This window comes from Methylomonas methanica, from assembly GCF_001644035.1.
Taxonomy (GTDB): domain Bacteria; phylum Pseudomonadota; class Gammaproteobacteria; order Methylococcales; family Methylomonadaceae; genus Methylomonas; species Methylomonas methanica_A.
Window position 1 is genome coordinate 20,255 of sequence record NZ_LUUG01000097.1, and the last position, 14,292, is coordinate 34,546.

Annotated in this window: 8 protein-coding genes; 7 read left to right on the forward strand and 1 reads right to left on the reverse strand. The window is 51.4% G+C overall.

Annotation, left to right across the window (positions count from 1 at the left end):
- Positions 1-5 precede the first annotated feature (5 nt).
- From A1332_RS17935 to A1332_RS17960, 6 genes are all read left to right on the forward strand, one after another.
- Positions 6-887: a transglutaminase family protein gene (locus A1332_RS17935; protein ID WP_064009809.1), complete on the forward strand. Its 882-nt coding sequence runs from the start codon at positions 6-8 to the stop codon at positions 885-887.
- 165 nt (positions 888-1,052) lie between these two features.
- The gene (locus A1332_RS17940; RefSeq protein WP_157204045.1) at positions 1,053-5,204 is read left to right on the forward strand and encodes an EAL domain-containing protein; all 4,152 of its coding nucleotides are present in this window, start codon (positions 1,053-1,055) and stop codon (positions 5,202-5,204) included.
- 106 nt (positions 5,205-5,310) lie between these two features.
- Complete coding sequence (locus tag A1332_RS17945; protein WP_064009811.1) at positions 5,311-6,369, forward strand: hypothetical protein; 1,059 nt, start codon at positions 5,311-5,313, stop codon at positions 6,367-6,369.
- A gap of 133 nt (positions 6,370-6,502) precedes the next feature.
- Complete coding sequence (locus A1332_RS17950; RefSeq protein WP_064009812.1) at positions 6,503-7,126, forward strand: inorganic pyrophosphatase; 624 nt, start codon at positions 6,503-6,505, stop codon at positions 7,124-7,126.
- A 394-nt stretch (positions 7,127-7,520) separates the two neighbouring features.
- Complete coding sequence (locus A1332_RS17955) at positions 7,521-8,699, forward strand: hypothetical protein (protein WP_064009813.1); 1,179 nt, start codon at positions 7,521-7,523, stop codon at positions 8,697-8,699.
- 239 nt (positions 8,700-8,938) lie between these two features.
- Positions 8,939-11,245, forward strand: a complete 2,307-nt coding sequence (locus tag A1332_RS17960) for a winged helix-turn-helix domain-containing protein (protein WP_231890353.1) — start codon at positions 8,939-8,941, stop codon at positions 11,243-11,245.
- 208 nt (positions 11,246-11,453) lie between these two features.
- On the opposite strand, the gene A1332_RS17965 is transcribed toward A1332_RS17960, so the two are convergent.
- Entirely contained in the window at positions 11,454-13,232 is a 1,779-nt protein-coding gene (locus A1332_RS17965; protein WP_082879765.1) for a DUF11 domain-containing protein, read from the reverse strand.
- Positions 13,233-13,590: 358 nt separating this feature from the next.
- Here A1332_RS17965 and A1332_RS17970 point away from each other — a divergent pair, with 358 nt between their 5' ends.
- Positions 13,591-14,292 (forward strand): HupE/UreJ family protein, encoded by a 702-nt coding sequence (locus A1332_RS17970; protein ID WP_064009816.1) that lies wholly within the window; start codon positions 13,591-13,593, stop codon positions 14,290-14,292.

Genomic DNA, 14,292 nt, shown 5'->3' on the forward strand with positions numbered 1-14,292 from the left:
TCACCATGCGTTATCGGGTTACCCATACCACTACCTACCGTTACCAACAAGCCGTGGGCTTGTCCTACAACGAAGTCAGGATGCAGCCGCGTCCTTGTCCGAACCAACAATTACTCAGTTCGCAGCTGAAAATCACCCCCTTGCCTTGCGACTATCGGACCCGTACCGATTTTTTCGGCAATCAAGTCGCCTGGTTTTCGATTCGCGAGCCGCATCGGGAGTTTGTAGTCACCGCCAGCAGCGAAGTGCAGATTTTTCCGCAACCGGTGCAGCTGGACTTTAGTCACGGCATGAGCTGGGAATTGGTCAGGGAAGCACTCTGGAACGATAGAAGCGAGCCGCTCCTGGAGGCCCGGCAATTTGCACTGGATTCGCCGTTCGTCTCCGCCGATGCGGAACTGGCCGGCTACGCGCAAGCGTCCTTCACACCCGGCAAGGCACTGATTGAAGCGATACACGATTTGATGCAACGTATCCACCGCGATTTCACCTTCGATCCGGAATTTACCAATCTGGCTACCCCGCTGACCACCGTCCTGCAACATCGGCGCGGCGTCTGTCAGGATTTCGCCCATCTGGCCATAGGCTGCATCCGTTCGCAAGGCCTGGCGGCCCGCTATGTCAGCGGCTATATCGAAACCCTGCCGCCGCCCGGCAAGAAAAAACTGGTAGGCGCCGACGCTTCGCATGCCTGGTTCTCCGTGTACTTACCGGACCTGGGCTGGATGGATTTCGACCCCACCAACAATCAATTGCCGGGCGATAGGCACATCATCGTCGCCTGGGGCCGCGACTATAGCGATGTCACGCCGTTGAAAGGGGTGATTTTCGGCGGTCAGAACCACGAATTGAAAGTGGCGGTGGAAGTTGAAAATTTGGGCGTCTAAACACAAACCGGCGCTGGTGAATCACCGGCGCGAAGCCACCTTTCATCCGTTAGGAATGCGCCGAAATCCCAGCACTTAGCCCGTGACAAAACCTTGCATTTCGTGAGATAAACCAAGATATTTTGTTTGTCTATTCGTAAGCTTTCAATAAATCAAGGTAATCTCTTGCGCCGATTCTCGACCTTTTCCAATGCAGAACTAGTCCGCCTTATTGGCCTGGCGGTTACTTATGCAGTCGTTGCCAAACTGGTGCTGATGTTTTTCGCCGCCAATCACGTCGTTTCCATCATCTGGCCACCCTCCGGCATGGCGTTGGCGGCATTGTTGTTAGGCGGCAAAAAATTCTGGCCCGGCGTGTTCCTCGGCACTTTGCTCGGCAATCTATGGGCGGGCAATCCCTTGCAACAGGCGTTGCCTATCGCTTGCGGCAATAGCCTTGAAGCGCTTGCCGGCTGCTATTTGCTGGGCGAGATTCGCAAACTGCGACAGCCGCAAGACTACTTACGCGTACTGTTTGCCGGCGCCCTTGCATCGATCATCGCGGCAATGGCGGGCTCCTTGATTCTGTTGCATTTCGAGGTAATAAACGCGCAGCAATGGCCGACCAGTCTGGCACATTGGTGGATGGGCGACGTCTTGGGTATTGCGATTGTCACGCCTCTTATTTTGGTCTGGCGGCAGCCGCCAAGTTTTGACTGGAACCCGTATCAAGTTTGGCGAGCGTTGCTTTATGTAACAACAGCATTTTTCGCGGGGCAAATGATTTTCCTGGAGTGGCCGTTGCATCTTGGCCACTACGGTAAAGCTTTTTATATGTTCGCTTTTCTGGTTTACGGCGCACTGTATTTTGGCTTGCATGGCACCTTGTTACTGATAGTCATGGTGATGCTGCAAAGCATGTTCGGCGCGATTTTTCAGGTAGGTTTTTTTGCAGCCGACAGCAGTGAAACCGGCTTATTGCTGCAATGGTCGTTTTTGCTGGTGCTGTCCAGCGTCGGTGTTTCCCTGGCGCTGGCCATAGAGCGGTACCAGCGATCCGAACAATTCAGCAAAGCCCTCGGCGATTTCAACAAACACATTCTGCGTTCAGTCCAGGAAGGCGTGATTGTTTACGATCTGCATGGCCGTATCGAACTCTGGAATCGTTTTATGGAAACCCTGACGGGGCGGCCTCAAACCGCTTGCCTGGGGAAAACACCGATTGAATTATTTCCCTGGCTGGCGCAAACGCCGATCCCTGGAGGCATTCAAAAGGCATTGACAGGCGAAACGGTCTATCAAACCCCATTTACCTCCGGCAACGGCCGCTGGATCAGTTCGATGCAAATGCCCTTACGTGACGACCAGGACCGTATTGTCGGCGTTATCGAACTGGTCAAGGATGAATCCTTAAACATCGAGTTCGGCAAATCTCTTTCGGTCAGCGAATTACGGTTTCAAAGCATTCTGGACAATACGCCCACGGTGATTTACAGCAAAGACCTGCAAGGCCAATATCAGCTAATCAACCGCCAATTTGAAAAACTGTTCGCGGTCGATAACGAGACCGTCAGAGGCAAGCGGGATATCGATTTATTTCCGGGCGACGACACCAAACTACTCTGGGAAAACGATTTACAGGTCGTCAATAGCGGCCAGGCGCAGATATTCGAAGAAAAACTCACCCATCAAGACGGTAAAATTCACACGTATTTGTCGCATAAGTTTCCGCTACGCAATGCGCAAGGCGAAATCTATGCGGTGTGCGGCATTTCCACCGACATCAGCGAACGCAAGCTATCGGAAAAGCTTTTGCAAGAAAGCGAATTGCGCTGGAAATTTGCGCTGGAAAGCGGCGGTGACGGCGTCTGGGATTGGGATTTGACCAACGGTAAAGTGTTTTTGTCGCCGCGCTGCATGGAGATTCTGAACTTCAGTGAACAAGACAGAGACAACGATTACCGCAATTGGGAAGCCACGATACACCCGGAAGACAGCGCCAGGATGATGGCAGACCTGCAAGCCCATCTGGAAAATCGCAGCGTGCGCTTCAGCAATGAACATCGAGTAAAGCATGGCGATAACCAATGGCGCTGGATTCTGACGCGCGGCCTGGTGATCAGTCGCGATGCCCAGGGCAAGGCCTTGCGGATGATCGGTACCCAAACCGACATTACCGAACGCAAACACCTGCAATGGCTGCAATTATCCAAGATTGTCGATGGTTCGCCGGAAGCCACGCTTTTAGTCGGAGAAAACGGCATTATCAAACTCGCCAACCCGCCCGCGGCGAAAGTATTTGTCTATAAGCTCGATGAGTTGATAGGCCTGACTGTCGATGCGCTGGTGCCGGAGCGTGCCCGCGCTAAACACCCGGAGCAGCGCGCGCAATTTTTACAGGAAAACAGAGCCCGGCCGATGAGCGCCAGCCGCTCGCTAACCGCAATACGCGGCGACGGCGCGGAATTTCCGGTGGAAATCAGTTTGACTCCTATCGATATAGACAACCGGCGCTACATTATCGTCTCGGTGCTGGACATCAGTGAACGTAAACGCCTTGAGCACGAAATGCAGTTGATGGCCATGATTTATCAGGCTATCGGCGAAGCGGTGATGGTCGCCGATGCCGATAATCGCATCATTGCGATCAACGAGGCATTTACCCGCCTGACCGGCTATACCGCGGAAGACGCGATAGGCCATTCCACCGACATTCTGAAATCGGGCCGCCACGATCCGGACTTTTATCAAACCATGTGGCACTCGCTGTCACAAACCGGCCACTGGCAAGGCGAAATCTGGAATAAGCGCAAAAACGGCGACATTTACCACGAGTGGCTGGTGATCAATACCATCTACGGCGAACGCGGCGAAGTAGAACGCCGGGTGGCCATGTTCTCGGAAATTACCGAGCAAAAACACGTCGAACAAACCATCTGGCGCCAAGCCAATTTCGACCCGCTCACCGACCTGGCTAACCGGCGCATGTTCCAGGATCGTTTGAATCAGGAAATCAAAAAAGCCCACCGCGACAAAAACAGCTTGGCGGTGATGTTGCTGGATCTGGACCGCTTCAAGGAGATCAACGACACCCTGGGTCACGGCATGGGCGACATTTTGTTGCAGGAGACCGCGCGGCGCATTTTAGCTTGCGTGCGTAATGTCGATACGGTAGCCCGGCTGGGCGGCGACGAGTTCACCATCATTCTGGGTGAATTGGACTCGGAAACCAATATAGACCGGGTCGCGCAAGGCATTTTGCACCAACTTGCCGAACCGTTTCGTTTGGGCGAGGAACTGGCCTACATCTCGGTCAGCATCGGCATTACCTTCTATCCGCAAGACGCACTGGAAGCCGAGCAATTGATCAAGAACGCCGATCAGGCCATGTATTCCGCCAAGCAACAAGGCCGCAACCGCTACAATTTCTTCACCACAGAGATGGAGCAGACCGCGCAAAACCGCATGCGCCTGACCAGCGACCTGCGCCAAGCACTGACCAATCAAGAATTTTGCCTGTTCTATCAACCGATAATCGAACTGAGCAACGGCAGAATGCATAAAACCGAAGCGCTGATTCGCTGGCAACATCCGACGCGCGGCATGATCAGCCCGGCGGAATTTATTCCTTTGGCCGAAGAGACCGGACTGATAGTCGATATTGGCGATTGGGTATTTCGGGTGGCGGCAAAACAGGTTGCCGAGTGGCGCGCCCAATATCGCCCGGAATTACAAATGGGTATTAACAAGTCGCCGGTACAATTTACGCGCAGCAATCTGGGCGACAGCAAATGGATAGACTACTTGCATGAACTAGGCTTATCCGGCCAATGCGTCGTCATCGAAATTACCGAAAGCCTGTTGCTGGATGCCGATAATATCGTCCGCGACCATTTATACGCCTACCGCGATGCCGGCATCCAGGTGGCTATCGACGATTTCGGTACCGGTTATTCGTCATTGTCTTATCTGAAAAAATTCGACATTGATTATTTAAAGATCGACCAGAGTTTTGTACGTAATCTGGAAGCCGATTCCAGCGACCTGGCGCTGTGCGAAGCGATTATCGTGATGGCGCATAAACTGAGCTTAAAAGTGATAGCCGAAGGTATCGAAACCCCGCAGCAACTGGAATTGCTAACTGCCGCCGGTTGCGACTATGGCCAAGGCTATCTGTTTTCCAAACCGCTGCCTGCTGCTGAATTTACGCGACTGTTCGACGCGGAAGATCAACGACCGACACCACCGCCAGCACCCGCACCAACTGCAACAACGCCGGCAAAACCGGCCGGACGCGGCGATTCCAGTATTTCCAAATTGTTCGGTTCGGACAAATAAACGGCGCGCGGCGATACACACTAGTTTTTAGAATGAACGCGTTCGGCAATCTTCGACCGAAGCCTCATACTTTTTATCAGAATACCTATATTGAAACGGAGTTTTTATGCTGATCGACAAACCTTCCTTCCCCATCATGTTACTAAGTGCTGCCGCGCTATTTTACCAACCGGCATGCGCTCAAGACGCCCCTAGCCCACAGCAAGCACTACAGAACTTCGGCATCAGCGCCGCACAAATCCCGCAACTGGAACGCGGCGAAATCATCGGTTATGACGTCAGCGAAACCAGTCAAAAAGAACTGGCTATTGGCGTAGCGATGATCATGCCGGTAGGTTTGCCGCGACTGGCCGATTACATCAAAAAGGGCAAACTCAACGCCGGCGAGAGCGACATCGTCGCCACCGGCATGCTGAGCGATAACGCCGGCGTCGACAGTCTTAAGAAGTTTGCTTTTACCGAAAAGCAACTGGACGAAGCCAAGGCCTTTCTGGAAGCGGAGCCGGGCGACGAATTCAATCTATCCAAAGCCGAACTGGACAGTTTGAAAAGTCTGCAAGCCGGACTGGAAGATGCCGACAACAAAACCATACTGAAAACCGCCAACCAAAAATACCGAGAATTTTTACTGCAACGCCTGCAAGCCTATAAAAAAAGTGGGTTGGCCGGCATAGCCCCATACAGCCGCGACGGCGGCACAGCCGACCCGGCCGCGGAGCTGCGTAACGACGCAGTGAACAGCAAAGCCTGGGCGCGTTACTTTCCGGAACTGCAACAAGCCTGGTTAAACTACCCTGCCGCATTGCCGGCCAATACCAGCGAACAGTTTTTGTGGTTGAATCGGCGCGTGGAAGACCGCCCCACCGCCGTACTTAATCATCGAGTCATCGCCATCGGCGAAGGCGGCGGCATTGTGGTTTCCCGGCAGTTTTACGTCGGCCACTCCTACAACTCCAGCCAAGTGGTAGCCGGCGGCCTACCGTATAAAGACGGCACACTGGTGTTTTATTCGATCCGCAGCTCCACCGATCAAGTCGCGGGCATGGGCAGTAGCCTGAAGCACTCGATAGGCCGCGAACAGATGAAAAAAGAAATGATCAAGCGCCTGCAACGGCTGAATAAAGACATGAAGCTCAAGCCCGCGCCAGTCGCCGCCGACGAGTAATTTCGATAAAAAACTCAACGGCATTTAACGCAACCCTGATCAGATACTAGTATTAAACTTGAATGGCTTGCGCATTGCCCCCATCCTGGTAAATATCCCTGTAACTCTATTCCCCAAAGCCCCTAAATCTTAGATGAATATAAAACACAAAGCCCACCCCTGGCATGGCATCTCACCCGGCGACAACACCCCGGATATCGTCACCGCCTTCATAGAAATCGTACCGTCCGACACGGTGAAATACGAAATAGACAAAGACAGCGGCTATCTGAAAATCGACCGGCCGCAAAAATTCTCCAATATGATTCCGACCCTGTACGGCTTCATTCCACGCAGTTATTGCGCGGAAAAAATCGCCGAGTACGCCGCCACCCAATCCGGCAAACCAGTCAGTAAGGGCGACGGCGACCCGCTAGATATTTGCGTATTAAGCGAACGCAGCGTGACCCATGGCGACATCCTGTTGCAGGCCATTCCGATCGGCGGCTTTCGGTTACTGGACGGCGGCGAGGCCGACGACAAAATCATCGCCGTCATGAAAGGCGACGAATTCTACCGGCAATGGCGCGACGTCTCCGACTGCCCGGAATCGTATATCAACCGCTTGAAGCACTACTTCCTGACCTACAAACATTTGCCCAGCGAAAAAAGCGTCTGTGAAATTACTCATGTCTACGGCCGCGAAGAAGCGCATGAGGTCATCAGACGCGCAATCGCCGATTATCAGTATCATTTTGGCTGCCAGGACGACGAGTAGGCTTGTTTGGGAATGGATGCGCCGAGCCGTTTGCGGCGCGTCCAAGCTAACTGTTCTCAATTTTTCCAACACAATACGACAGTCAGACGAACAAAGCCTTGACTATAAATAATACCTAGACACCTGTCTTGTATTACAAATTTATCAATGCCGAATTAATTTTATCCACATTCCCCAGATAGCTACCTCGTGCTGTAGCCATCTCCAACGAGATAACAAAACCCTCGTTTTTACAAGCAATACCCAGCTAATCTTAATTTTCGCTTTGTGGCTAAATTGTGCAAACTTCCGTTGCTGCCAGACACAACCAACTCACACATAATTTACGTTAAAATTGACGTACGTAAAAATCAAAGTATAAGGTTTAAGTTTTTGAATAAATGGGGAGGCTTTGATGAAAGCAAATCCTGGCGGGCAGATCGATCTTAGCGAAATCATTGGTCGCAGCGAAATCATCGAACAAATTTGGGAAACCTTGGCGCAACAGTCGATACGCCTGAATGCCGAACGTCGAATCGGTAAAACCACCATCATAAAAAAACTTTGCGCAGAACCCAAGCCTGGCTGGGTTCCCATTTTTCAAGACTTGGAGCAATACCATACGGCTTTCGATTTCGCTCAAGCCGTGTATCGCGAGGTAGATAGTTTTTTGTCGACACGCCAACAAAGCGCCCGTCGAGCCAAGGACTTCCTGAAAGCCATCGGCGGTACAGAGATTAAGGGTATTCTGAAATTACCGACGTTTACCGAACAAATACCCTGGAAGACACTGCTTACCAAATCGATCGAGGACTTGGTAGAAGCTCAACAGCATGAGCGTCCATTGCTATTGTGGGATGAAATGCCGCTGATGTTACAAAGCATAGCCACCCGAGAAGGCCAAAGCACAGTAATGGAAGTGTTGGATACTTTACGAGCTTTGCGCCAAGAACAGGGAGGCCAAGGCTTACGGATGATACTCACTGGCTCCATCGGTTTTCATCACGTGGTCGATAGTTTAAAACACCACGGTTACGCCAATTCCCCCTTGAATGATCTTTTCGCTTTCGAATTACCAACTTTGACGCCGATTTTCGCTCGCGAATTAGCCACAAAACTGATTGTAGGAGAAAACATTCAAACAGAAGATATGGAAGCTGGATCGATAGCTATTGCCGAACTATCTGACGGTTTTCCATTTTATATTCATCACATCGTCAAAGCAGTCAAACTCTCAGGCCGAGAGGCAAAGGTGGACTCCATAAACGAACTGGTCACCAAACAGTTGGTGGACGGTAACGACCCCTGGGAATTAGCACACTACCAAGACCGAATTCCAACCTACTACGGTAACAATACTGAAAGTTTAGTTCTTAGTCTCTTGGACAGCGTAGCGGTGCGCGGGAAACCCACTCCAGTCAATGAACTGTTACAGGAATTAAAAAACATGGGCTTGCAAATTGATCGGGAACAATTGCTCAGGCTATTAAGAGCAGTTGAGCAAGATCATTATCTGGCGCGTGATGCGCAAGGCCTATACCAATTCAAGTTCCCATTACTGAAACGCTGGTGGATGCTGTCCCGAGGACTTTAAGAAAAACTAACATGAGCGATAGAGCATTTTTATCTGTTTTTACCCCTAGCCGTACCGCTCCGGAAGATCTGGAAGCCATCTTCGTACAGCGCCAAGCCATACTGATAGATGCCGTGGAGCGGGTACGTGAGAGCGCAACCAGCGGGCACAAGCATCATCTATTATTCATCGGTCCACGCGGCACTGGCAAAAGCCATTTGCTTACATTGTTGGTTCATCGTGTCGGCCAGGATCAAACGTTGGAAAATACTCTGCGAATCGCCTGGTTAAACGAAGACGAAACCAGTACTACTTTGCTCGAATTACTGCGGCGAATATTCCAGGCTCTATCAAAACGCTATTCAAACGAGTTTCGAGAAGCCGACCTGGAACCTATCTACGACTTGGATGCCGATACGGCCGAACGTATGCTGGCTCAATTGCTGCTCGATAAACTGGCTGGCAAAACCTTGCTGGTCGCGCTGGAAAATCTGGATGCGCTATTCGAAGGACTGGGTAAAGCCGGCCAACAACGCTTACGAGCCTTTATTCAGGAACACCCGGTACTCACCATCGTAGCCACTGCCCAGCGCTTGGTAGACGACATTACCAAGCGCAACAGTACCTTCTTCGGATTTTTCCAAACCGAATTGCTATCCATGTTGTCTGTGGAAGAAGCCGCTGAATTGCTGGGCAAGATTGCCGCACTCTATCGCCAGGACAAAGCCGCCACATTCCTACGGAGCTCTACAGGTCGTTCACGGGTACGCGCTTTGCACCACTTATCCGGCGGCAACCACCGCATTTATCTGGTGCTATCGCAATTCATCACCGGCGATAACATCGACTCATTAGTTGAGCCTTTCGCCAAAATGGTAGACGAGATGACACCCTACTATCAGGAGCGCATCCGCTGGCTACCACCGCAGCAGCGCAAAATCATCGAATTTCTTTGCAGCCGCGAACGGCCAACACCGGTCAAGGATATGGCCCGTCGCTTATTTGCCAGCCAGCAAACCATCTCCAGCCAGCTTAAGGATTTACGTGAGAAAGGCTATGTGCAATCGGCTCAACGCGGTCGCGAGTCGCTATACGAAATCGCCGAGCCATTGATGCGTATCTGCGTCGAAGTTAAGGAAAACCAATCACCGGGACCGATGCGCTTGCTGGTGGATTTCTTGCGAGTCTGGTACGACGGCGAACAATTGACTAATCGCTTGCAAAATACCAGCGATGGCAGCGCGGCACGCAATTACTTGCAGGCAGCTATCGATAAAAATTCAGTATTGGGAAATTTGCGTGCTCAGCTTTTGGTTGAGGATTTTCGGAATGAATTCGACGATTTTCAACGCGAGACCTGGTTACCTCTTATCGAATCGACTGTAAAACTCTCCGAGGAATTAGCAGTTGCCTGCGGGGAATTGGCCAAAGGCAATTACAAATTAGGCTTAATTTACCTTGCTGATATTTACAAAGACGGCAAAAATTATCCCGCACAAGTAATCGTAACGGCCAGTGCACTTGCTGCTACAACATACTTTGATTTAGATCAGTTCGAATCAGGTATTCAAGCAGTAAATACAATGTGTACACAGGCGGATGTATCGAGCGATATGCTCGCAATTGTGCTCAATCGTAGAGGCAGGACCTATGACATGATAGGGCAGACTGATAAGGCTATCAAAGATTATAGTAACGTCATTCGCTTAACTGATGCCCCTTCTGACCAACGAGCAAAAGCATTCCTTCAACGAGGAATAATTGCAGGCCGACTTGGGCACGTTAATGATGCGCTAGCCGATTTCAACTTGGTCTTGAAATTGAAAGATATCGCTCCAGACCTTATTGCTAAAGCGCACTATAACAAAGGTGTGGTCTCTGGAGTTTTAGAAGACTATCCCAGTGCTGTTATCTATTACAGTGAAGCAACAGCCTTACCTGGGTTGGAACCAGAAACGTTATCTAATGCTTTATATAACCGAGGACTGATTTATATTCGAATGGATGATCAGAAACATGCAGAACAAGATTTCACCAAAATTATCTCGCTACCGAATGCCCCAAATGATGTTGTAGTAGATGCCTATCTAGCCCTTACCTTAATTAACGCTATAAAAGGGTATTGGCAAATGGGTCTGCGAATGCTTGCCGACGGCTTGTCTAAATTGACTCCTGAAACAAAACCAGAAGAAGCTATCTCGACGGCCATCGTAACATCAATTTTTATGATCAGTCTCGCGCCCTCAATTCGCAAGCAACAGATAACCGAATTAACAGAGGTATATATCCAACATAATGCCGCTACCTTTCTGGGTGACGCGCTGATTAAACACTTGGCTTCCATCCATCGAAATCAAGACGAAACACCCAGTCCCGAGAATCTGGAACAATGGATCTCAGCCTGGGAAACCGCTGGTCAAAGTTGCGACGGGTTGCGGTTACCACTGAGGATTCTACGCACCGGCATCGATTTTCTGAAAGCCGGTAGCCAAGATACTAGCGTACTGCTCGATTTGAATCAGGAGGAAAGACAAATACTTGTTCAAGCTTTAGGCCTTCAAAATTAGCAACCACATAGCCTCCAACCGGGAATGACTTAGAGCTTTTCAGTGAAAACTCGACAAGCTCTCAAGCAAATGATCTCTGGGTAAAACCAGAGTAGTTGTAAAAGCAGTTTATCCATAATCGGTCAATTTTCCCGACAATCACCCCCTCCCAAAGAAGGAAGTGATTGTCCGAGATTGAAAAAACCAGTTTTTTGGCCAACCCTCAAACCTAAGGAATACCCGTTTTAGCCTCACAGTTAGTCGCGGTATCGGTACCGGAGCCGCCGTTGCAGCTATCCGTACCCGCTTCGCCGTTCAGGGTGTCGTTACCGGCGTCGCCTTTCAGCGTGTCTTGGCCTAGGCCGCCGCAGATGATGTCGTTATCCGCGCCGCCGCTGATGGTGTCGTTACCGCTCAAACCGTGGATGATGTCGCGGCGTTTGCTACCGACTAAAGTATCCGCACCAGGGGTGCCGACGAGGGTGGGCACCAGGCCGTTGCATAATAGCGGCTGAACAGCGACCGTTTGCGTAGCAGTGTTATTTAGCGGCTGGCCGTCGTTTTGGTCGGCAAGCACAGTCACTTGATTGCTCATCGTAACCGCAGCGGTGGGAATGGCTTTGACGGTGATAGTGGCGCTGGCGGTGTTAGCCAGGCTACCAAGATTACAAGTGATCTTGCCGCTGACCGGCGCACTGCAACTGCCTTGCGACGCGGTTGCGGAGATTGAAGACAAGCCGGAGGCTGGCAAGGTATCGATTAACTTCACACCCGTGGCATCGGCTGTACCGTTATTCTTAACGACAATAGTCAAGGTCAGGCTGTCGCGCACCATCGCCGCGCTTGCAGAGCCGGTCACGGCCAAATCTGCCGAGGGCACGGCAGCCAATTCGAAAGCACCGATATCGCATTGCGGGCCTTGCGGACGAGCCAAGCCGCGTTGGTCCAAATTACTCACCGGCGCAGTTGCACACAATACGTTATCGGCCGTATCGATGGCCTGGCTGCCGGGGATTAACGCCAAAGTTTGGGTCGGACCACCGTTGTTAGCCAAAGCAGCTTCGACTAATGTGCTCGCATCGACACCGGTAATATTGCCGTTGCTGCCGTGGACCGGCACTATCGGGCCAACACCGTTCCATCGGTAAAACACGGTAGCGGGAAAGCCAATCAAGTTGTAACTGGCCGTTGTTGGCGAACCGCCGATGTCGGCATCACCCACCGTCGCCGTATTGCCGGCGACGATGCTGTTATGTAGATTCAGCGTACCAAGATTTTCGATGCCGCCGCCGTTGTCTTCCAGGGAGCAAAAAAAGCCTGGCGGGCAAACCGGCAACTGCACGCTATTGCCGACAATGGTGCTGTTCGTGATAGTCGCCGAGATACCTGAGTTTCTAATCGCACCGCCGAAAACCGAACTGTTGCCGGAGAACGTACTGTTAACCACCGTGAGATTCCCGCCGGGATTGGCTAGGGAGGTATCCGAGTAGTTGGCGATGCCGCCGCCGGTGCGGGTGGCGGTATTGCCGACGAACGTGCTATTCAACACGGTAAGGTTACCAAATTGGTTATAAACGCCGCCGCCCTGCGGGTCCGCATAACCGTTGGCAACGGTCAGATTCTTTAAAGTCAAACCCGCGCCGGGTGTCACCCAAAACACGCGCACGGCGTTACCGCCGCTTAGCGTGACGCTACGGCCCAAGCTATCAATGCTCAGTCCATCGACATCGCTGATGGTCAAGGTGCTACTCAATACAGTAGTACCGTTCACGCCAAAGGTGATGGTATCGGCGCCCGCACCGGCCGGACAATCGCCGCCGGTGGTATCGCTATCGCTATTCGCGTTGGCCACCGCTTCGCGCAGTGTGCAACTGCCATCCGCCGCAGCGGCTACATCAAGTAAATTGGTGACGTTGATCGTGTTGGCCCAGGCAGGCGAACCTATCAGCGCGGATAACACAGCCAAAGCCATGTGGTTGCCGGATAGACTGGTTTTTGAACTGTTCATAAATTTCCTTGTTGCTTGGTTTGCCTTGGAACAAGGCTACTGGTGGCCGATCAATCGGCACTATTAGTCGGGTATTGCCGTATTAACTCATTGGCGTGTCGTCATATATGCGTTAACCGTTTGTTTTAAGAAGTATCGTCCCTTGCATGGTTAAGCCGTATCGGCTGGAACAGATTAACACTAGCGGTTTCGTACAGAGCAATTACCTTGTAAATCAGCGGAAATTAACAAAGGTTCAAAGCGGATAAAAATTTAAGCGCGGTAAGCTGTGACTTGTTTGACCGGCAACAGACTGGCTATTTAACCGAAGTATCCGAGTCGGATATACTCCGCCCCCATTGCCATTGGATTTTTAAACATGAGACCCGCAATCCAGCGAAATATCAGACTGATCGGCTTACCGCTTTGTCTATTCCTGCTCAGCGCTACCGCCTTTGCCCACGGCGTCGATGCCAATACCGAACGGTTTTTGCTGACTAACCAAGGCATCGCCATCGGCCCGTTTTTGTATATCGGCGCCAAGCACATGGTCACCGGCTACGATCATTTGTTGTTTTTGGTAGGGGTGATTTTTTTCTTATTCCGCACCCGCGACGTGTTGATCTATGTCAGCCTGTTTACCCTCGGGCATAGCTTGACGCTGCTGTTCGGCGTGTTGAGCCACATCTCGGTCAATCCGTTTCTGATCGACGCCATCATCGGCCTGTCGATTGTGTATAAAGGCTTCGACAACCTGGGCGGTTTTCAGCGTCTTTTGGGGTTTCAGCCCAATACGAAATGGGCGGTGATGATTTTTGGCTTGTTTCACGGCTTTGGCCTGGCGACCAAATTGCAGGATTTTTCGCTACCCGATGCCGGGCTTTGGAAAAACTTGTTGGCGTTTAATGTGGGTGTAGAGATCGGCCAATTCCTGGCTCTGTTGTTTATCTTGATTGCGCTGGACTTTTGGCGCCGCCACCGCAGTTATTACACCTTTTCCACCGCCACCAACACCCTGTTAATGTCCGGCGGCTTGATCCTGTTCGGCTACCAAATCACGGGGTACATCATCCATGGATAA

What these genes read in the sequence shown, in the direction of transcription:
- A1332_RS17935 (WP_064009809.1), top strand. Translation starts at nt 6, where the DNA reads ATGCGTTATCGGGTTACCCATACCACTACCTACCGTTACCAACAAGCC.
- A1332_RS17945 (WP_064009811.1), top strand. Translation starts at nt 5,311, where the DNA reads ATGCTGATCGACAAACCTTCCTTCCCCATCATGTTACTAAGTGCTGCC.
- A1332_RS17950 (WP_064009812.1), top strand. Translation starts at nt 6,503, where the DNA reads ATGAATATAAAACACAAAGCCCACCCCTGGCATGGCATCTCACCCGGC.
- A1332_RS17955 (WP_064009813.1), top strand. Translation starts at nt 7,521, where the DNA reads ATGAAAGCAAATCCTGGCGGGCAGATCGATCTTAGCGAAATCATTGGT.
- A1332_RS17965 (WP_082879765.1), bottom strand. Translation starts at nt 13,232, where the DNA reads ATGAACAGTTCAAAAACCAGTCTATCCGGCAACCACATGGCTTTGGCT.
- A1332_RS17970 (WP_064009816.1), top strand. Translation starts at nt 13,591, where the DNA reads ATGAGACCCGCAATCCAGCGAAATATCAGACTGATCGGCTTACCGCTT.